The following is an 18,106-nucleotide window of genomic DNA, read 5'->3' as shown; positions in this document are numbered from 1 at the left end:
TCACCAGACGCGTACCGACCCGCCCGGCGCGAAGGCCGGACTGGTGGCGTCCGGTGGGGCCTCCTTCAGGGGCTCGGCGATCTCGTCCACCGTCGGGCCCACCTCCGCCGCGACGCGGTCCAGTGCAGGCAGGTCGAATCCGTAGACGCGGGCGGCGTTGCCCCCGGTCATGGCGGCGATCTCGGCCGGCGGCAGTCCGGCGTACGCGATCCGCAGTGCCTCGCGCGAGTACGGGGCGGTGCCCTCGTCGTGCGGGTAGTCGCTGCCCCACATGATCTTGTCGAGGCCGATCCGGTCGCGCAGCGGCACTTCGTGCGGGCGCATGAAGCTCGCGCCGACGAAGCAGTTGTCGCGCCAGACCTCGCTGGGGCGGGCGCCCATCGAGTCCGCGAGGCCCGCGCCGAACCTGGACTCGGCGGTGGCCGCCCGGGAGGCCGCCGCGACCAGGCGGCCGTGGTAGTAGTCGAGCATCTCCACGACGCCCGGGATCCAGCCGGAGCCCTGTTCGGTGAGGACCAGCTTCAGCCCGGGGTGGCGGCGGAACGCCCCGCCGAAGATCAGGTGCCACAGCGCCCGGTGCGAGAACCAGGTGGTCTCCACCATGAAGACGGCGCGGGCCGCGGGTTCGTCGCCCAACGGCGGTGATGCGGAACCGCCGTGGTGGTTGACCGGTACGTCCAGCTCCGCGCAGACCGCCCAGAGCGGGTCGTACGCCGGGGAGTGCAGTTCGGGTACACCGGAGCCGGGTGGGGCGCCGGGCAGCAGGATGCCGCCGGTGAGTCCGGCCTCCTTGGTGCGGCGGACCTCGCGGACCGCGTCGGCCGGGTCGTTGAGGAGGATCTGCGCGACGCCCGCCCGACGGCCGGGGGCGGCCGCGCAGAAGTCGGCGAGCCAGCGGTTGTGGGCGCGCAGCCCGGCCCAGCGCTGTTCGTACTCCGCCCGGGAGGGCGCGGGGGCCATCAGCGAGGCGGAGGGGAAGAAGGGCGGGATGGTGTTGGGGAAGACGACCTCGGCGACGATGCCGTCCGCCTCCAGGTCGGCGAGGCGGCGGTCCGAGTTCCAGTTGCGGTCGGCGGTGTCGGCGACCAGGTCCTCGTACGGGTTGACGTAGGTGGCCGCCCAGGCGTCGAAGTCGTCGTGGTGCTCCGCCTCCAGGTAGGGCCTGTAGTCGAGGAGGTCGGCGCCTGCGTGGCAGTCGGCGGAGATGACTGTGTAGCGGTCCGTCATGACGCCCCCAGGACCGGGAAGTCGTGGTCGGTCAGCCAGTGGCGGCCGACCTCGCGCGAGCGGGCCCAGGAGGCTTCGACGGCTGCCTGGTCGGCGCTCTGGCCGAGGTCGGCGGGGGTGGGGCCGATGCGCGCCGCCAGCGGGGCGAGCCTGTCCGTGTCGAAACCGAAGACCTCGGCGGCGGCCAGTCCCAGCATCCGGCGGGTCTCGGTGACGGGGATGTCGTGGAAGGTGTCGCGCAGCCAGTTCGCGGTGTTCGGCCAGGTGCCCTCGGGGTGCGGGAAGTCGCTGCCCCAGAGGATGTTGTCGACGCCGATCTCGTACCGCTGGGCTAGCTCGCGGCGTTTGGTGTTGGTGGCGCAGACGAACACCTGGCGGTCGAGGTACTCGTGCGGTGGGCGCCTCAGTTCGGCGAACGGGGAGAGTTTCTTCCCGCCGTGGGCGCCGAGGTAGAGCCGGTCCATGAACCACAGGAGGTTCGGCAGCCACCAGCAGCCGGACTCGGCGACGCCGAACCTCAGCCCGGGATGGCGTTCGAAGGCGCCCGACCAGAGGAGGAACCAGAGCGGGCGCGAGGGCCACCAGGTGACCTCGGAGACGTAGATCCCGAGGTGGTCTCCGTACTCGTGGCGCGGGGCCGCCCCGGAGTGGGTGACGATCGGCATCCCGGTCTCGGCGGCTGCCGCCCAGACGGGGTCGTAACGGCGGTCGTGGTACGGGGCCTTGTCCACCCACATGGAGGGGATCATCAGGGCGCCGAGGCCGGACTCCTTCGCCCGGTGGATCTCGGCGACGACCCGGCCGGTCTCACCGGTGACGGGCAGCAGGGCGACCCCGCAGTGGCGTTCGGGGTGCTGGGAGACGAATTCGGCGAGCCAGCGGTTGTGGGCCTGCGCACCGGCCATGCCCAGTTCCGGGTCCTGGTCGCCGGAGAGACCGAGGCCGACGCCGAAGGGGGCGGCGGTGCGGCTGTCGACGGCGTCCGCGTCGGGGAAGACGACCTCGGCGGCCACTCCGTCGCCGTCGAGTTCCTTGAGCCGCTGGGTGGCGTCCCAACCACCCCTGAGACCTTCCTCGTTGTCCAGGAACCACTTGTCGGCGAAGGCCTCGTTGCGGACCCCGAGGCGGGTCATCTCCTCGCGGCGGCGGTCGCGGCCGGCGAGGAAGTCGTCGAAGTCGCGGTGGAAGCGGCTGTCGAGGTAGGGCCGGTACTCCTCGGTGGGCAGTCCGGCGTGGCAGTCGGAGGAGATGATCAGGTACGGGTCGTCGGTCATCGCCCACTCCTCAGTCGAGTACGAACTTCTCCAGGTAGGACGGGTTGGCGCGGTCGAGCATCGACCGCGATCTGGCGCGGATCTGCCGGTCGCTGTGCTCGCTGTCCGGCAGCATCCAGAAGCGGTCGGCGCGGATGCCGTCCACGACGGTCGCGGCGACGTCCTCGACGGGGGTGAACTCCACCTCGTGGCCCGCCGACCGCATCGCGCTCTCCCACTGGTCGAGGCTGCGGTACGGGGTCCTGCGCGGGCGCTCCTTGGCGTACCGCTCGGGCCGGTTGCGGTGGGACTCCCACAGTCCGGTGCGGAGCATGTGCGGGCCGGGGAAGAGGACCGAGGCGCCGACCGCCGCCTCCTCCGCCCGCAGATGCGCGTACAGCGATTCGGTCATGGTGACGACGGCGGACTTGGTGACCGCGTACACGGAGGCGGTGGGCAGCGGGGCGATGCCGCCGTCGCCCGAGGAGGTGTTGACGACGTGGCCGGGGGCGCCGCCTTCGAGCATGCGGGGCACGAAGGCCTGGATGCCGTGGAAGACACCCCAGACGTTGACGGCGAAGGCCCACTTCCAGTCGTTGGGCTCGTGCTCCCACATCCGGCCCTCGGCGCCCGACCCGACCCCGGCGTTGTTGCACAGCACGTGGACGGCGCCGAAGGCGTCGTACGCGGCGTCGGCGAGTTCCTGCACGGAGTCGCGTTCGCTGACGTCGACGGCCCGCGCCAGCACCCGTGCGCCGCCCTCGTGCAGTTCGGCGGCGGCCGTGGCGAGTGCGCCCTCCTCGACGTCGGCGAGCACGACGTTCAGTCCCTCGGCCGCGAACCGGCGGGCCATCGCGAGGCCGATACCGCTCGCGGCCCCGGTGACGACGGCGGTCCGCCCCTCCTCCAGTTTCATCGGACGCTCCCTTCGGGCGGTCCGTCGTGGATCTGCTGCGGATCGTCGTAGCGCTGGTGGACGTACGGCAGCAGCGCGGCGGCACTCACCCGCTCCACCGCCCTGCCCCGCTGGTCGCTGGTCTTCTCGCCGATGGTGAGTTCGACCAGCCGGCGGACGGGGAGGTCGGCGACCGGGTCGTACATCGACTCGCGCAGCACCACGTCGCCGGTGACCCTCTCCAGCCTGCGGACCTTCTCGTGCCGGGTGCAGTGGATCAGTACGGGCCCCGAGTCGAAGCCCTCGCCGTCCACGGCGGGCAGGAACTTGAAGTAGAAGTCGAGCTTCGTGGCCGGTTCGGGCAGCGGGAGCGGTTCGCCGACCGCGCCCCGGATCTCGACGAAGGCGATGCCGTGGCGGACGAGCCGGGCGCGGACGACGAGGCCCTCGCGTTCGACACCCACCTCACCGAGCTTCTTCGGTTCGCCGAACACCTCCCGGCCGCCTGTCAGCGCCCGTTCGTGGGTCATCGGCATGACCAGCGGGTACCAGCCCTCGTGTCCGTCGTGGACGGCGGCGACGGAGACGGCGCCCGCGCCGAGCGGATAGCCGGGCAGATCGACCTTGCTGATGCTCGCCCGGACGAGCGGGCGCCCGGAGGGTTTCAGGGGCGGCGGCAGGACGGCCGCCACGGCGTCGGGGTCGCTCTCCCAGACGGCTGTGACGCCGGTGGACCAGATGTCGGGGAGCCTGGAGCGGGCCTCGCGGGATGCCGCGATCTCCGCCTCGGTGCGCGCGCCGTACCGTACCCGTGCCATGCGGTGCCACCCTTCTCGGTCGTCCGCGACCCGGCTCTCCCCGGGCCTGTAACACAGTTACACCGGGGACGATGAAGGGTAAATAGCCGTGCGTGTAACGGAGTTCTGGACCAGGAGGAGCTGTGGCGCGATCGGCGCTGACCCGTGAGGAGGTCCTCGCGACCGCTGCCGCCCTGGTGCGCCGGCACGGTCCGGGAACCCTCACCATGCGCAGGCTGGCCGCCGAGCTGGGCACCGCCGTCACCTCGATCTACTGGCATGTCGGCAACCGCGAGTCGCTGCTGGACGCCCTCGTGGAGCGGACGGTCCAGGAGATGGGGACCCTGCGTCCCACCGGCCGGGCCCCGGCCGCCCGGATCGTCTCGGTGGCCCGAGGGCTGCGGCGGGAGCTGCGGGCCCGCCCGCATCTGATCGCGATGGTCCACGAACGCGGGCTGACGGAACGGATGTTCCTGCCGGCTCAGCAGGCGCTCGTCCACGAGGTGCACGCGGCCGGGCTGCGCGGCGCACGGGCGGCGGGAGCGGTCCGGGCGGTGCAGTTCCACACCGTCGGCTTCCTGCTGGTGGAGCGCAACCGGGAGCGGTCCCCCGTCCAGTCACCCGCCGAGGGTGATCTGTGGAGCGCCTCGACGGCCGGCGGCGATCCGGCGCTGGCCCGCGCGCTGGCCCGCCCCGCCGATCCGGACCGGCTGTTCGACACCTCCGTACGGGCGCTGGTGGACGGACTGCTGGCCGGCTCCGGAGCGCCGGGAGGGGAGCGGGGGTGACGGCCGGATGCGGGGACTGTCGGTCGTGGCCCGTATTCTCTGTGACCATGCTCGACGACCGCCAGACCGCAGCACCGTGGCCGACCGCCTACCCGCAGGGGTACGCGGTCGTCGACGTGGAGACCACCGGCCTCGCACGGGACGACCGGATAATCTCCGCCGCCGTCTACCGCCTGGACGCGCAGGGCAACGTCGAGGACCACTGGTACACCCTGGTCAACCCGGAGCGGGACCCCGGCCCCGTCTGGATCCACGGGCTGACCAGTGATGTGCTCGAAGGCGCCCCGCTCTTCCCGGAGGTGGCCGCCCAGTTGTCCGAGCGGCTCACCGACCGCGTCCTCGTCGCGCACAACGCGGCCTTCGACTGGTCGATGATCGCCCGGGAGTACGCACGGGCCGCGGTGATCGCCCCGGTCCAGCAGCGGCTGTGCACCATCGCGCTCTCCAAGGAGCTGCGGCTGCCCTTGCCCAACCACAAGCTGGAGTCGCTCGCCGCACACTTCGGAGTCGTGCAGCAGCGCGCGCACCACGCGCTGGACGATGCCCGGGTGCTGGCCGAGGCGTTCCGTCCGAGCCTGCACGCGGCGGCGCGGGGCGGGGTGCGACTGCCGCTGCTGGAGTGCCGGCCGCTGACCGAGTGGTCGGACTCGCCCGTCACCCCGCGCGTCGGCTACCAGGCCTCGTACGGCGGCGGCCAGGCGAGCTGGCGCCCCTCGCGCAAGCGTCCGGCCTGCCCGTACCCGAACCCCGGGCGGTACGAGAAGGACAAACCACTCATGCAGGGCATGCGGGTGGCGTTCTCCGGGGACACCTCGATCGACCGCGAACTGCTGGAGGACCGGGCGGTGGAGGCCGGGCTGCACGTGGCGACCAGCGTCTCCCGGCTGACGAGCCTGCTGGTCACCAACGACCCGGACGCGGCGACGTCGAAGACGGTGAAGGCGAAGTCGTTCGGCACCCCGATCCTGGAGGAGAGCGCGTTCACCCATCTGCTGCGCGACGTGGCCCCGGCGGCGAAGGCCCCGGCGGCGGCGCCGTCATCGGAGTGAACCGGGGGCGACTCGCCCGCACACCGCTCGCCCGCCGCCGCCTCGCGTCACACCCTGTGGCGCATGGCACGTTGTGAGGTTTGCGGAAACGACTACGGGATGTCCTTCGAGGTGCACGCGCAGGGCGCGGTGCACGTCTTCGACTGCTTCTCCTGCGCCATCCACCGCATGGCGCCGATCTGTGAGCACTGCCGGGTCCAGGTCATCGGCCAGGGTGTCGAGGTCGACGGGCACTGGTTCTGCGGCGGCCACTGCGCCCGCGCGGAGGGGAAGGTGGGCATCATCGACAAAGTCTGAGCACCGGGCGCCACACCCCTTCCCCGACCCCCTCCGCGATGCACCCCATGACGCAGTTGTACCGTCATGGGGTGTACCGCTTCCTGTTGACCCGGCAGTGGCTGATCCTCGCCCTCCTCGCCCTCGTCATGATCCCCACGATGATCGAGCTGGGCTTCTGGCAGCTGCACCGGCACGAGCACAAGGTCGCGCAGAACTCCCTGATCTCGCACAACCTCAAGGCGAAGCCGGTCCCGGTCGCCTCGCTCACCTCCCCCGGCCACGTCGTGCCGCGCTCGGACTACTGGCGCGCGGTGAAGGCCACCGGGACGTACGACGAGAAGCACCAGGTCGTGGTGCGCCGCAGGACCTCCACCGACGGCAGCATCGGCTTCCATGTGCTGGTCCCCTTCGATCTCAAGGGCGGCGGCACGGTCATGATCAACCGCGGCTGGGTGCCCACCGCCGACGACCAGCGCGCCTTCCCCGACGTACCGGCCGTACCGAAGGGCGAAGTGACGGTCACCGGACGGCTCAAGGCCGACGAGACGACGGGCAGCAGCGGCATCAAGGACCTCTCGGACCTGCCGGACCGCCAGGTGATGCTGATCAACAGCGCCCAGCAGGCCAAGCTGCTCTCCCGGCCGGTGCTCGGCGGCTACCTGGAGCAGACCGGCCCCGTTCCCTCCCACGACGTCCCCGAGCTGATCGAGGCTCCCGACGACAGCTCCATCGGCCCGCACATGGCGTACGCCGTGCAGTGGTGGCTGTTCGCGGCCGGCGTCCCGGTCGGCTACGTGGTGCTGGCCCGCCGCGAGAAGCGCGATCTGGTGGCGGCAGCGGCCGAGGCCGCGGCACGGACCGATGCGGCCGAGCCCGGGACGCCCGAGCCCGCCAAGGCCTGACGGGGCGTCGGCACCGTCGCCCGCCGGGGTGACTCCCGCCTCACGTCGCGCGACGGCTGCTTAGCGAGGGCCGTGTTCGGGAACACGCCAGAACGTGACCCCACGCATCGAGGACTACGCCATCATCGGCGATCTCCAGACCGCCGCCCTCGTCGGAAAAAACGGTTCTGTCGACTGGCTCTGTCTGCCCCGCTTCGACTCGGGCGCCTGCTTCGCCGCACTGCTCGGCGACGAGGACAACGGCCACTGGCGCATCGCCCCGAAGGGCGCGGACACCTGTACCCGGCGCGCCTACGCGGGTGACTCCCTCGTCCTGGAGACCTTCTGGGAGACGCGCACCGGCACGGTCAAGGTCATCGACTTCATGCCGCAGCGCGACCAGGAACCCGATGTGATGCGGATCGTCGAGGGCGTCAGCGGCACCGTGGACATGAGCTCCGTGCTCCGGCTGCGCTTCGACTTCGGCTCCGTGGTGCCGTGGATGCGCCGCTCGCAGGGCCACCGGGTCGCGGTCGCGGGGCCCGACTCCGCCTGGCTGCGCAGCGAGCCGCCGGTCAAGACGTGGGGCCAGCAGTTCTCCACCTGTTCCTCGTTCAGCGTCTCGGCCGGGGAGAAGGTGGCGTTCGTGCTGACCTGGCACCCCTCGCACTCGCCCAGGCCCGATCTCGTCGACCCGTACGAGGCGCTGGAGAACACCCTGACCGACTGGGCCGAGTGGTCCGCCCGCTGCAAGTACCAGGGGCCCTACCGGGATGCGGTGATCCGTTCACTGATCGTCCTGAAGGCGCTCACCTACGCTCCGACGGGCGGCATCGTGGCCGCTCCCACCACCTCGCTGCCCGAGGAGATCGGCGGCGTACGGAACTGGGACTACCGCTTCTGCTGGCTGCGGGACTCCACGCTCACCCTCGGCGCGCTGGTCTCGGCCGGCTATCTGGAGGAGGCCGAGGCCTGGCGGGACTGGCTGCTGCGGGCCGTCGCCGGGGACCCGGCCGATCTGCAGATCATGTACGGGCTCGCGGGCGAGCGCAGACTGCCCGAGTCGGAGCTGCCGTGGCTGCGCGGCTACGAGCACTCAGCCCCCGTCCGGATCGGCAACGCCGCGGTCCGTCAGCGTCAGCTCGACGTGTACGGCGAGGTCATCGACTCGCTCCGGCTGGCCCGCGACGCGGGTCTGGGCGACAAGCCGCACGCCTGGAACCTCCAGCTCAGCCTGCTCGGCTTCCTGGAGTCCACCTGGCGTGAGCCGGACGAGGGGCTGTGGGAGATCCGCGGACAGCGCCGCCACTTCGTCCACTCGAAGGTGATGGCCTGGGTGGCGGCCGACCGGGCCGTGCGGAGCCTGGAGGAGGACCCGGCGCTGACCGGCGACGCCGACCGCTGGCGGGCGATGCGGGACGCCGTGCACCGGGAGGTCTGCGAGAAGGGGTACGACCCCGTGCGCAACACCTTCACCCAGTCCTACGGCTCACGGGACCTGGACGCGGCGACGCTCCTGATCGCCCGGACCGGGTTCCTGCCGCCGGACGACCCGCGCGTCGTGGGCACCGTCGAAGCGGTCCGGGACGAGCTGGGCAACGGCGGTCTGGTCCGCCGCTACAGCACGGACGGCGCCTCCATCGACGGGCTGCCGGGCGGCGAGGGCGCCTTCCTGGCCTGCTCGTTCTGGCTGGCGGACGCCCTGCGGCTGATCGGACGCACCGAGGAGGCCACCGAACTCTTCGAGCGGCTGCTGGCACTCCGCAACGACGTGGGGCTGCTCGCCGAGGAGTACGACACCGCCGCCGCGCGTCAGCTCGGCAACTTCCCGCAGGCCTTCAGCCACATCGGTCTGGTGGGCACGGCCGTCGCGCTGGCCGAGGCACGGACCCTGGAGGACGCGGCCGAGGACGAGGCGGCAGGATAGAGCCATGGATCTTGGACTGAAGGACCGCGTGTACATCGTCACCGGTGCGACCCGGGGGCTGGGCAACGCCACCGCGCACGCCCTGGCGGCCGACGGCGCGAAGGTGATCGTCACCGGCCGGGACTCGAAGCGTGCCGAGGAGGCCGCCGCCGCACTGGGGCCGGACGCGGCGGGCATCGCCGCGGACAACGGCGACCCGGCCTCGGCGCAGCGGCTGGTGGACGCCGCGCACGAGCGGTTCGGCCGGCTCGACGGCATCCTCATCAGCGTCGGCGGACCGGCGCCCGGTTCCGCCGCGGACAACACCGACGAGCAGTGGCGGTCGGCCTTCGATTCGGTGTTCCTGGGCGCGGTGCGCCTGGCCCGTGCGGCCGCCGCTGTGCTCGGTGACGGCGGTGTCATCGGCTTCGTGCTCTCGGGCTCCGTCCACGAGCCGATCGCCGGACTGACCATCTCCAACGGCCTGCGCCCCGGCCTCGCCGGATTCGCCAAGTCACTGGCCGACGAGGTCGGCCCGCGCGGCATCCGGGTGGTGGGTGTGCTGCCGGCCCGGATCGACACGGACCGGGTACGCGAACTGGACGCGCTCTCGGGCGACGCGGAGGCCTCCCGCACGGCCAACGAGGCGCGCATCCCGCTGCGCCGCTACGGCACCCCGGAGGAGTTCGGCCGGACCGCGGCCTTCCTGCTCTCGCCTGCCGCCTCGTATCTGACCGGCATCATGGTCCCGGTCGACGGCGGCTCCCGGCACGGCTTCTGATCCGGCCTCCCGCGCGCCGGGCGGGCCGGTACGCCCGTGGCCGCACGTACGACGCCGGGCGGGCCGGGTGTCCCGGCCCGCCCGGCGTCCTCGAACCGCCGTACCGCCCGTCAGTTCGTCAGTTCACCCGCTCCGCACGGTGCTTGACCGCCTTCAGCCGTACCTCGGCGGGCAGCCGGTCCAGCCCGGCGGAGTCACGGCCGTGGGCCAGTACCTCGTCGGCCAGCCGACCGAGCGCCGCGTCCGGCGCCGCGTGCGGCTCCATCAGCATCCGGATCCTGGCCTGTGGCGTACTGCGCCTGCCGGTCAGGACGGCCTGGGCTCGGGCCACTCCGTCCAGGCCCTCCGCCTCCCCGGCGAGCACACCCTCCAGCGCCCGGCCGCGCAGCAGCGCGCCCTCGCCGTCCCCGCTGTCCACCAGGACCTCGGAGAGGCGGCCCCGGCGCAGCTGGGCCAGCAGCCACCACAGCGCGAGCACGACGAGCACGGCGAGGACCGCGATCACCGTCGGCCACCACCAGCCCTCCGAGCGCCAGCGAAACCGGTCGGCCCGGCTGAGCAGCACATCGTGCTTGCCGTACCAGGGCCACCAGGACGGTACGGAGAGTCCGAGGGCGGCGGCCAGCACCCCGCCGCCCACACAGACCAGCACCAGCCCGGCAAGACCCAGCAGTACCCGGTTGACGGTCCTGCGCACGCCGCTCACCCCTTCTTCGCCGGACGGCGGACATGGACGGACAGGCTCGGCGGCCGGGCCAGTCCGAGTTCGCCGATGCCCGTGGAGAGCACGGAGTCCAGATCGGCCCGTACGTCGTCGAGTTCACGGAAGTGCGAGACGGCCCGCACCTTGGCCTTCCTCCGGCTCATCCGGACCCGGACGGACTGCACACCGGACACCTCGACGGCCCGGTCGCGCAGCACCATCGCCGCCGCGGTCCGGTCGAGGGCGGCCCTTACCTCTGGACGGTCCCTGCGCATCGGCAGCAGGTCGCGGAGGCCCGGCGTGAGCGCGAGGATCAGCAGCCACAGGCCGATGGCCGCCGCGATCGACGCGCCGGTGAGCACCCAGACGTCGTCCAGCGGCCGCCGCGCGAGTTCGTTCGCCAGTGAGCGGCGCCACTGCATCGCCGGGTGGTCGGCGCGGACCGCCGCCACGTCGTAGAGGAGCAGTCCGGCGGCGCCGAGGGTGACCAGGGCGAGGATGCCCGCCGGGATGCGGCGCGCGGACCAGAACCGGCCGGCACCGCCCTTGCCCCGTCCCTTGTCCGGCACCGGCTCGTACGACGCGCCCGAGGCGGACTGGTCGAGTTCGAGCACGTCACCGTGGTCCACCGGCTCGACCGTGGGCAGGCGTTGCGTGCTGTGTTCCGGGTTCTGGGGCTCGGTCATCGGATCCTCCCCTGCGCCGCGAGGCTCGCTCCTGAGGGGTGCAGGCGCTCGACCTGTACGGCCACTTCGGGCACCTCCATCCCCGCCAACGCCTTTACCCGCTGGGCGACCCGATGACGCACCGCACCGCACTGACGGCCGATGTCACAGGGATACCCGAGCTCCAGACTCACCCGTACGCGTGCGGTGTCACGGTGCACCGTGACCGTGGCACGCGGCGAAGTGCCGTCCTTCGCCGGCTCCTCGACGGCCTCCTTGGCCGCCTGCGCGGCGATCTTCGCGACCACCCGGTCGGCGATCCGGGTCTCCCCCCGCTCCGCGGCGGCGACCCGGCCGCTCTCCCCCGACACGGCCGTCACCGCCGCCGGTCGCCGCGATCGCGACTCCGGAAGAAGTCGCCGGGCTCCAGATCACCGTCGAGGAAGCGACCGGCGATGAAGCCGATCGCCCCCAGCGCGGCCACCAGCAGGAAGGCCCCGAATCCGCCGAAATATCCGGCGAACCCAAGTGCCATGCCTGCCACCATGCCGACCACAGCCATGCTCATCGTGCGCTCCTCAACTGCCTCGGACGAGAGGACTACTGGACACGTGACTCGGACTGGTCATCGTCATCGTCCTCGTCGGGCAGCTTCACATCGCTCACCGCGATGTTCACCTCGACGACTTCGAGACCCGTCATCCGCTCGACCGCGGAGACAACGTTCTCCCTCACATCACGCGCGACATCGGCGATCGACACGCCGTAGTCGACGACGATCTCCAGGTCCAGGGCGGCCTGCGACTCCCCGACCTCGGCCTTCACACCCCGGGTGACGGACTTGCCGCCGCCGGGCACCCGGTCGCGCACCGCGCCGAAGGTACGCGAGAGGCCGCTGCCCATCGCGTGCACACCGAACACGTCGCGTGCCGCCATTCCGGCGATCTTCTCCACCACGCCGTCGGCGATCGTCGTACGGCCGCGGGTGGCGGGGTCTCCTCCGCCGCGCTTGCTCAGGGGCGCGTTCCTGCTGTCGCCGCCCGACGCGTCCTTGTCGGGGTTCTCGGGCCGGTTCCGCTGTGGGGTCTCGGTCATCGCCGCTCTTCCCTTCGGGGCAGGGTTGGACTTCATTGCCCACATTAGGTGTGCTTGCCCCGACTCGCGCCGCGGATGCGGCAGTCTGGGGTCATGACGACGGCTGACAGCCCGCACAGGGCCGACGGATGGACGGCTGCGGTTCGGCAACGACTCGGCCTGGGGCGACTACTCCCTCTGGGCGGTCCGGCGGACGGAGCCTGGATTTCGGAACGGGCCGCGGCCGCGGTACTGCGCCATGCGGTGCGCGGTCCCTCGACCGGGCCGGTGCTCGGCGAACTGCGGATCGCGGTGGCGGATCCGCAGGCGGCGCCCGAGCCCCAGGTGCCATCACCCCCGAGCGCGCTGCGGCCCGGTCCGCTGCGGATCGAGGCGACCATGTCGGCGATGGCGGACCAGCCGCTGCCCGCCGCCGCCGCCGCGCTGCGCTCGGCGCTGCTGGCAGCGGCCTCGCAGCGGCTCGGCCTGGTGGTCGCCGGGGTGGACCTCCGGGTCACGGAGCTGTTGGAGAGCGCACCGGAGCGGTCGGATCCGGCACCGGACGAGGTGCACGCGGCGGAACCCGAGGACGCCGCCGGCCACGCGGCCGTCGGAGTGACGGGCGTCGCCACGTTGACCCGGGTGCTGGGCGCCGCGGTGCACACGGGAACGGATCACGTACGGGTCGAGCTGGCGACGGACGGCGGCCACCGCGCCCTCGACGTGGCGCGCACGGTGCGGGCGGCGGTGACGGCGGCGGTGGACGGGCGCCCATCGGTCGCGGTGATCGTCACGGCGGTGACGCCGGCGCCGGACGCATCGGCGCCGCCGGGTACGCCCGTTGCGCCGGAAGGCTGAACCCGGGCGTGGCGGTGCGGCCGGAGGCGCTGTGCCTCCGGCCGGGTGACACGTCAGTCGAACATGCCCGCGAGGTCGCGCAGCCGACGGCCCTGCGCGGCCCGTTCGGCGGTGCGCTGGTCCTCGTACGTACGGGAGACGGCGCCGCTCAGCAGGGCCTTCGTCTCGACGAGGGCGTCGCGCGGGGCGGCGAGCAGCGCTCCGGCCAGATCACGGGCGGCTCCTTCGAGCTCCTCGGCGGGCACCACGAGGTTGGCCAGTCCGGTGCGCTCGGCCTCGGCGGCGTGCACGAAGCGGCCGGTGGCGCAGATTTCGAGCGCGCGGGCGTACCCCACCAGGTGCACCAGGGGGTGCGTGCCGGTGAGGTCGGGTACCAGGCCGAGGCTGGTCTCGCGCATGGCGAACTGCACGTCCTCGGCGACGATCCGCAGATCGCAGGCGAGGGCGAGCTGGAAGCCCGCACCGATGGCGTGCCCCTGGACGGCCGCGATCGACACGATGTCATTGCGGCGCCACCAGGTGAACGCCTCCTGGTACTCGGCGATGACCGCGTCGAGCTCGGCCTCGGGACCACGTCCCATCTCGAGGAAGGACGGCTCACCGTCGAACCCCTCCGGGGTGAACGCCTGCCGGTCGAGACCCGCGGAGAAGGACACGCCCTCGCCCCGCAGAACGACGACCCGCACACTGCCGGGCAGAGCCCGTCCGGCCTCTGTCAACGCCCGCCACAGAGCGGGGGACTGAGCGTTGCGCTTGGCCGGATTGGTGAGGGTCACCGTGGCAATCGCGTCATCGACGGTGAGTCGTACGCCGTCCTTGTCGAGCACGGAGTCGAGCGAGGTCATGGAGCGCCTCCGGATCGGGTGCAGTCAGCACATGAAGCTAAGTGACTGAACAGTAACCACCCGGTCGACCGCACGATCGACCGGGTGGCCACCACCGGAACCGGTGAGCCGCGGAGCGGGTACGGCGACCCGCTCCGATCCATCGACGACCCTCAGGCCGCCGCGGCCTTCTTGCCTCGTGTCGCGCCGCCGCGTCCCCGCAGCGTCACTCCGGACTCACTGAGCATCCGGTGGACGAATCCATAGGAGCGGCCGGTTTCCTCGGCCAGCGCCCGGATGCTCGCACCGGAGTCGTACTTCTTCTTCAGGTCTGCCGCGAGCTTGTCGCGCGCGGCGCCGGTTACCCGGCTGCCCTTCTTCAGAGTCTCGGCCACCCGTGCCTCCTCGTGGGAAGTGCGCTCTGGACTCTCATGATCACCCCTCCCGCGCTTCCTGGCCACCCATTCGGCAAGGTCCGTGCAACCGGGTTCGCGCCCCCGGGGCGCGCCGGGCAGACCGGAATCCCCTATTCCGTGGGGCTGTGGAGGGGCTGCGGGAATCCCCTGCGGAGGAATGTCCAGGTCAGGGCCGTACGGGGATTGCGACCGCGAATGAGTGCGCCCGGCAGCTATCTGCCGGGCGCCGCGCCGAGGTACGAGACGTACTCACGCAGATGATGGATCACGTATAGGCCGAATGATCCAGTGGGAGTGGATCAGCGGGCACGGCGCCCGCAGTCCGGCCGCCGTGCCGACGGCCGCGCACCGGGTCAGGCCAGCGAGACCAGGTCCCGGTAGTCCGCACCCCACAGGTCCTCGACACCGTCCGGCAGCAGGATGATCCGCTCGGGCTGGAGGGCCTCGACCGCACCCTCGTCGTGCGTGACGAGGACGACGGCGCCCTTGTACGTACGCAGCGCGCCGAGGATCTCCTCGCGGCTGGCCGGGTCGAGGTTGTTGGTGGGCTCGTCGAGCAGGAGCACGTTGGCGGATGAGACCACCAGCGTCGCCAGGGCGAGCCGGGTCTTCTCACCGCCGGAGAGCACTCCGGCGGGCTTGTCGACGTCGTCCCCGGAGAAGAGGAACGAGCCGAGCGTCTTGCGGACCGCGACGAGGTCGAGGTCGGGCGCGGCCGAGCGCATGTTCTCCAGGACGGTGCGGTTCGGGTCCAGGGTCTCGTGCTCCTGGGCGTAGTAGCCGAGCTTGAGTCCGTGGCCCTCGATGATGTCGCCGGTGTCGGGCTTCTCCGCGCCGCCGAGCAGTCGGAGCAGGGTGGTCTTGCCCGCGCCGTTGAGGCCGAGGATGACCACCCGGGAGCCCTTGTCGATGGCGAGGTCGACGTCGGTGAAGATCTCCAGCGACCCGTAGGACTTGGAGAGGCCCTCCGCCATCAGCGGGGTCTTGCCGCAGGGCGAGGGGTCCGGGAAGCGCAGCTTGGCGACCTTGTCGGAGACCCGTACGGCCTCCAGGCCGGAGAGCAGCCGGTCGGCGCGCTTGGCCATGTTCTGCGCGGCCACGGTCTTGGTGGCCTTGGCGCGCATCTTGTCGGCCTGGGCGTTGAGGGTCGCGGCCTTCTTCTCGGCGTTCTGGCGCTCGCGCTTGCGGCGCTTCTCGTCGGCCTCGCGCTGCTGCTGGTAGAGCTTCCAGCCCATGTTGTAGACGTCGATCTGAGAGCGGTTGGCGTCGAGGTAGAAGACCTTGTTGACGACGGTCTCGACCAGCTCGACGTCGTGGGAGATCACGATGAAGCCGCCGCGGTAGCTCTTGAGGTAGTCGCGCAGCCAGACGATCGAGTCCGCGTCGAGGTGGTTGGTGGGCTCGTCGAGGAGCAGGGTGTCGGCGTCCGAGAAGAGGATCCTGGCCAGCTCGACACGGCGGCGCTGACCACCGGAGAGCGTGTGGAGCGGCTGGGAGAGCACCCGGTCGGGCAGGCTGAGGGCGGCGGCGATGGTGGCGGCCTCGGCCTCGGCGGCGTATCCGCCCTTGGTGAGGAACTCCGTCTCCAGGCGCTCGTACTTCTTCATCGCCTTCTCGCGGGTGGCGCCCTTGCCGTTCGCCATCCGCTCCTCGTTCTCGCGCATCTTGCGGAGGATCTCGTCGAGTCCGCGGGCGGAGAGGATGCGGTCACGGGCGAGCACGTCGAGGTCGCCGGTGCGCGGGTCCTGCGGGAGGTAGCCGACCTCGCCGGAGCGGGTGATGGTGCCGGCGGCGGGGGTGCCCTCACCCGCGAGGCACTTGGTGAGGGTGGTCTTGCCCGCTCCGTTGCGGCCGACGAGGCCGATGCGGTCGCCCTTGGCGATGCGGAAGGAAGCGGATTCGATGAGCATGCGGGCGCCGGCGCGCAGCTCGATGCCGGAAGCGGTGATCACGGGGAAAACTCCAGGGCGGAATGGACAGCGGAGGAACGGCTAGCGGTTCACGACTCGACGCCGTTACTCACGCACACGCACAAGGAGGGTTGGCATGAGGACCAGTCTACTGGCGGTGTCCAACTGCTTTTCCGCGTGCTCCTTCGGCAGCCGCCGAAGGCTCGCCCGCTGCCGTCGGCCGGCTCCACCGAGTGAACAAAACGGAGCATTTCTGTGTGAATTATCCGATACTCGGCGAAGGGCTGGGCGGCAGCCACGACCGGAGCAGAGGGTGGTGCCATGCAGTTCGACGACGACGCCGATCTGGACACGTCCGAGGTCCGGGATGTGCGCGGCAGCCGGGTCCCGGGCGGCAGGGCCACCGTGGGCGGCGGTATCGCCGGGGTCATCGCGCTGATCCTGGGGCTGCTCTTCGGTGTCGGCCCCGATCAGCTCGGCCTCTCATCGGGCGACTCGGGCACGACCGCCACCGCGTCGTCGGCCGCCCAGGTGGAGCAGAGCTGCCGGACCGGCCGGGACGCCGACACCAAGGACGACTGCCGCGTCGTCGCGGTGGTCAACAGCGTGCAGGACTACTGGAAGCGGGAGTTCACCCGGCGGGACGCCACGTACGGGAACGCCCGCACGGTCCTGTTCACCGACCGGGTCAACACAGCCTGCGGCTCCGCGACCTCGGCGGTGGGGCCGTTCTACTGCCCCGGGGACCGGCAGGTCTACCTGGACCTGGGCTTCTTCGACGAGCTGCGGACCAAGTTCGGTTCGAGCGGCGGACCGTTCGCCCAGGCGTACGTCGTCGCGCACGAGTACGGACACCACGTGCAGAACCAGATGGGGACGCTGGGCCGTGCGCAGGACGGGCGGACGGGCGAGAACAGCAACGCGGTGAAGGTGGAGCTGCAGGCGGACTGCTACGCCGGGGTCTGGGCGCACCACGCGACGACCACACCGGACGAGTCGACGGGACGGCCGCTGATCACCGAGCTGAACCGGGCGGACATCCGGGACGGGCTCGACGCGGCCGCCTCGGTCGGGGACGACCGGATCCAGGAGAAGTTCCAGGGGCGGGTCACCCCCGAGTCCTGGACGCACGGTTCGGCGGCACAGCGGCAGCAGTGGTTCACCGCCGGCTTCCGCGGCGGCGATGTGGCCGACTGCGACACCTTCGGCTGACCTGCGGGAACGCCATCCGCTCCGCGCCCGGCAGGGCATTGTCAGTGCCCGGTGGAAGACTGAGACACAGATCACACACGAATGGGGTCCGAGTCCCCGGGCGACACGCGAAAGGGGTGAGCGCGATGGCAGGCGCCACGGCAGGCGGCCCGTCGGTCTTTCCGACGATCCTCTACGACGACGCGAAGGCCGCGATCAAGACGCTGACGGAGGGCCTCGGCTTCACCGAGGAAGCGGTGTACGAGGGCGAGGACGACACGGTGATGCATGCGGAGCTGTCCTGCGGGAACGGCAGGGTGATGCTGGGCTCCAGGGGCCGCGAGGGGATCTTCGCCGGGGCGATGCGGGGGTCCGGCCCGGTCGGCGTCTATGTGGTGGTCGACGGGATCGACGCGCACCACGCGCGGGCGGTGGAGTACGGGGTGGAGATCCTGATGCCGCCCACCGACCAGGACTACGGTTCCCGGGACTACATGGCGCGGGACGCCGAGGGCAATGTGTGGAGCTTCGGGACGTACGCCCCGGGGGCGGCGGGCTGAGGCCGGTGCGGCCGGCCAGCCGGGGGCCCGCCCCGGACGGCCGGACCGC

21 protein-coding genes are annotated in these 18,106 nt (G+C 71.7%); 9 read left to right on the top strand and 12 right to left on the bottom strand.

Annotation, left to right across the window (positions count from 1 at the left end):
• Genes ACFVJX_RS25930 through ACFVJX_RS25915 form a run of 4 tightly spaced genes read right to left on the bottom strand, consistent with a single transcriptional unit; the run spans position 1 to position 4,193 of the window.
• Entirely contained in the window at positions 1 to 1,227 is a 1,227-nt protein-coding gene (locus ACFVJX_RS25930; RefSeq protein WP_384134857.1) for an amidohydrolase family protein, read from the bottom strand.
• Positions 1,224 to 2,501 carry an amidohydrolase family protein gene (locus tag ACFVJX_RS25925; RefSeq protein ID WP_384134854.1) on the bottom strand — a complete coding sequence of 426 codons (1,278 nt, stop codon included), beginning with the start codon at positions 2,499 to 2,501 and terminating at the stop codon, positions 1,224 to 1,226. Before ACFVJX_RS25925 ends, ACFVJX_RS25930 begins: the two co-directional genes overlap by 4 nt.
• A gap of 10 nt (positions 2,502 to 2,511) precedes the next feature.
• Positions 2,512 to 3,396, bottom strand: a complete 885-nt coding sequence (locus ACFVJX_RS25920) for an SDR family NAD(P)-dependent oxidoreductase (RefSeq protein WP_384134851.1) — start codon at positions 3,394 to 3,396, stop codon at positions 2,512 to 2,514.
• Positions 3,393 to 4,193: an acetoacetate decarboxylase family protein gene (locus ACFVJX_RS25915; RefSeq protein ID WP_384134848.1), complete on the bottom strand. Its 801-nt coding sequence runs from the start codon at positions 4,191 to 4,193 to the stop codon at positions 3,393 to 3,395. Before ACFVJX_RS25915 ends, ACFVJX_RS25920 begins: the two co-directional genes overlap by 4 nt.
• A 122-nt stretch (positions 4,194 to 4,315) precedes the next feature.
• On the opposite strand from ACFVJX_RS25915, the gene ACFVJX_RS25910 reads away from it, so the two are divergent.
• From ACFVJX_RS25910 to ACFVJX_RS25885, 6 genes are all read left to right on the top strand, one after another.
• Positions 4,316 to 4,960 carry a TetR/AcrR family transcriptional regulator gene (locus ACFVJX_RS25910; RefSeq protein ID WP_384134845.1) on the top strand — a complete coding sequence of 215 codons (645 nt, stop codon included), beginning with the start codon at positions 4,316 to 4,318 and terminating at the stop codon, positions 4,958 to 4,960.
• 41 nt (positions 4,961 to 5,001) lie between these two features.
• Positions 5,002 to 6,009 (top strand): DEDDh family exonuclease, encoded by a 1,008-nt coding sequence (locus ACFVJX_RS25905; protein WP_384134842.1) that lies wholly within the window; start codon positions 5,002 to 5,004, stop codon positions 6,007 to 6,009.
• 63 nt (positions 6,010 to 6,072) lie between these two features.
• Complete coding sequence (locus tag ACFVJX_RS25900) at positions 6,073 to 6,306, top strand: hypothetical protein (RefSeq protein ID WP_078852816.1); 234 nt, start codon at positions 6,073 to 6,075, stop codon at positions 6,304 to 6,306.
• A 71-nt stretch (positions 6,307 to 6,377) separates the two neighbouring features.
• On the top strand, positions 6,378 to 7,190 hold the full coding sequence (locus tag ACFVJX_RS25895) for an SURF1 family protein (protein ID WP_384134935.1): 813 nt from the start codon (positions 6,378 to 6,380) through the stop codon (positions 7,188 to 7,190).
• Between the two features lie 94 nt (positions 7,191 to 7,284).
• Positions 7,285 to 9,096, top strand: a complete 1,812-nt coding sequence (locus ACFVJX_RS25890; RefSeq protein WP_384134840.1) for a glycoside hydrolase family 15 protein — start codon at positions 7,285 to 7,287, stop codon at positions 9,094 to 9,096.
• 4 nt (positions 9,097 to 9,100) lie between these two features.
• The gene (locus tag ACFVJX_RS25885; RefSeq protein ID WP_384134837.1) at positions 9,101 to 9,856 is read left to right on the top strand and encodes an SDR family oxidoreductase; all 756 of its coding nucleotides are present in this window, start codon (positions 9,101 to 9,103) and stop codon (positions 9,854 to 9,856) included.
• Positions 9,857 to 9,974: 118 nt separating this feature from the next.
• On the opposite strand, the gene amaP is transcribed toward ACFVJX_RS25885, so the two are convergent.
• Genes amaP through ACFVJX_RS25860 form a run of 5 tightly spaced genes read right to left on the bottom strand, consistent with a single transcriptional unit; the run spans position 9,975 to position 12,319 of the window.
• A complete protein-coding gene (gene amaP / locus ACFVJX_RS25880; protein ID WP_384130843.1) occupies positions 9,975 to 10,562 on the bottom strand; it encodes an alkaline shock response membrane anchor protein AmaP in 588 nt (195 codons plus the stop codon).
• The gene (locus ACFVJX_RS25875; protein ID WP_384130846.1) at positions 10,559 to 11,245 is read right to left on the bottom strand and encodes a DUF6286 domain-containing protein; all 687 of its coding nucleotides are present in this window, start codon (positions 11,243 to 11,245) and stop codon (positions 10,559 to 10,561) included. The genes amaP and ACFVJX_RS25875 overlap by 4 nt, the downstream gene beginning before the upstream one ends.
• Complete coding sequence (locus ACFVJX_RS25870) at positions 11,242 to 11,604, bottom strand: Asp23/Gls24 family envelope stress response protein (RefSeq protein ID WP_384130848.1); 363 nt, start codon at positions 11,602 to 11,604, stop codon at positions 11,242 to 11,244. Before ACFVJX_RS25870 ends, ACFVJX_RS25875 begins: the two co-directional genes overlap by 4 nt.
• On the bottom strand, positions 11,601 to 11,792 hold the full coding sequence (locus tag ACFVJX_RS25865; RefSeq protein ID WP_136330255.1) for a hypothetical protein: 192 nt from the start codon (positions 11,790 to 11,792) through the stop codon (positions 11,601 to 11,603). Before ACFVJX_RS25865 ends, ACFVJX_RS25870 begins: the two co-directional genes overlap by 4 nt.
• A gap of 32 nt (positions 11,793 to 11,824) precedes the next feature.
• On the bottom strand, positions 11,825 to 12,319 hold the full coding sequence (locus tag ACFVJX_RS25860; protein WP_384130850.1) for an Asp23/Gls24 family envelope stress response protein: 495 nt from the start codon (positions 12,317 to 12,319) through the stop codon (positions 11,825 to 11,827).
• A gap of 93 nt (positions 12,320 to 12,412) precedes the next feature.
• Between ACFVJX_RS25860 and ACFVJX_RS25855 the strand changes: the two genes are divergently transcribed.
• Positions 12,413 to 13,156, top strand: a complete 744-nt coding sequence (locus tag ACFVJX_RS25855; RefSeq protein WP_384130852.1) for a hypothetical protein — start codon at positions 12,413 to 12,415, stop codon at positions 13,154 to 13,156.
• A 53-nt stretch (positions 13,157 to 13,209) separates the two neighbouring features.
• On the opposite strand, the gene ACFVJX_RS25850 is transcribed toward ACFVJX_RS25855, so the two are convergent.
• From ACFVJX_RS25850 to ACFVJX_RS25840, 3 genes are all read right to left on the bottom strand, one after another.
• Positions 13,210 to 14,001 carry an enoyl-CoA hydratase/isomerase family protein gene (locus ACFVJX_RS25850; protein WP_384130856.1) on the bottom strand — a complete coding sequence of 264 codons (792 nt, stop codon included), beginning with the start codon at positions 13,999 to 14,001 and terminating at the stop codon, positions 13,210 to 13,212.
• A gap of 152 nt (positions 14,002 to 14,153) precedes the next feature.
• Positions 14,154 to 14,375, bottom strand: coding sequence for a helix-turn-helix domain-containing protein (locus ACFVJX_RS25845; RefSeq protein WP_007263382.1), 222 nt, complete (start codon positions 14,373 to 14,375; stop codon positions 14,154 to 14,156).
• A 374-nt stretch (positions 14,376 to 14,749) separates the two neighbouring features.
• Positions 14,750 to 16,348: an ABC-F family ATP-binding cassette domain-containing protein gene (locus ACFVJX_RS25840; RefSeq protein ID WP_384130859.1), complete on the bottom strand. Its 1,599-nt coding sequence runs from the start codon at positions 16,346 to 16,348 to the stop codon at positions 14,750 to 14,752.
• Between the two features lie 279 nt (positions 16,349 to 16,627).
• On the opposite strand from ACFVJX_RS25840, the gene ACFVJX_RS25835 reads away from it, so the two are divergent.
• Together ACFVJX_RS25835 and ACFVJX_RS25830 are read left to right on the top strand one after the other, a co-directional pair.
• On the top strand, positions 16,628 to 17,518 hold the full coding sequence (locus tag ACFVJX_RS25835) for a neutral zinc metallopeptidase (protein WP_384130861.1): 891 nt from the start codon (positions 16,628 to 16,630) through the stop codon (positions 17,516 to 17,518).
• A gap of 125 nt (positions 17,519 to 17,643) precedes the next feature.
• Positions 17,644 to 18,057: a VOC family protein gene (locus ACFVJX_RS25830; RefSeq protein WP_384130864.1), complete on the top strand. Its 414-nt coding sequence runs from the start codon at positions 17,644 to 17,646 to the stop codon at positions 18,055 to 18,057.
• The last annotated feature ends 49 nt before the right edge of the window (positions 18,058 to 18,106 follow it).

It is taken from the genome of Streptomyces sp. NPDC127177, assembly GCF_042672475.1.
Taxonomy (GTDB): Bacteria; Actinomycetota; Actinomycetes; order Streptomycetales; family Streptomycetaceae; genus Streptomyces.
This window is presented reverse-complemented; position numbering and strand designations above follow the sequence as displayed.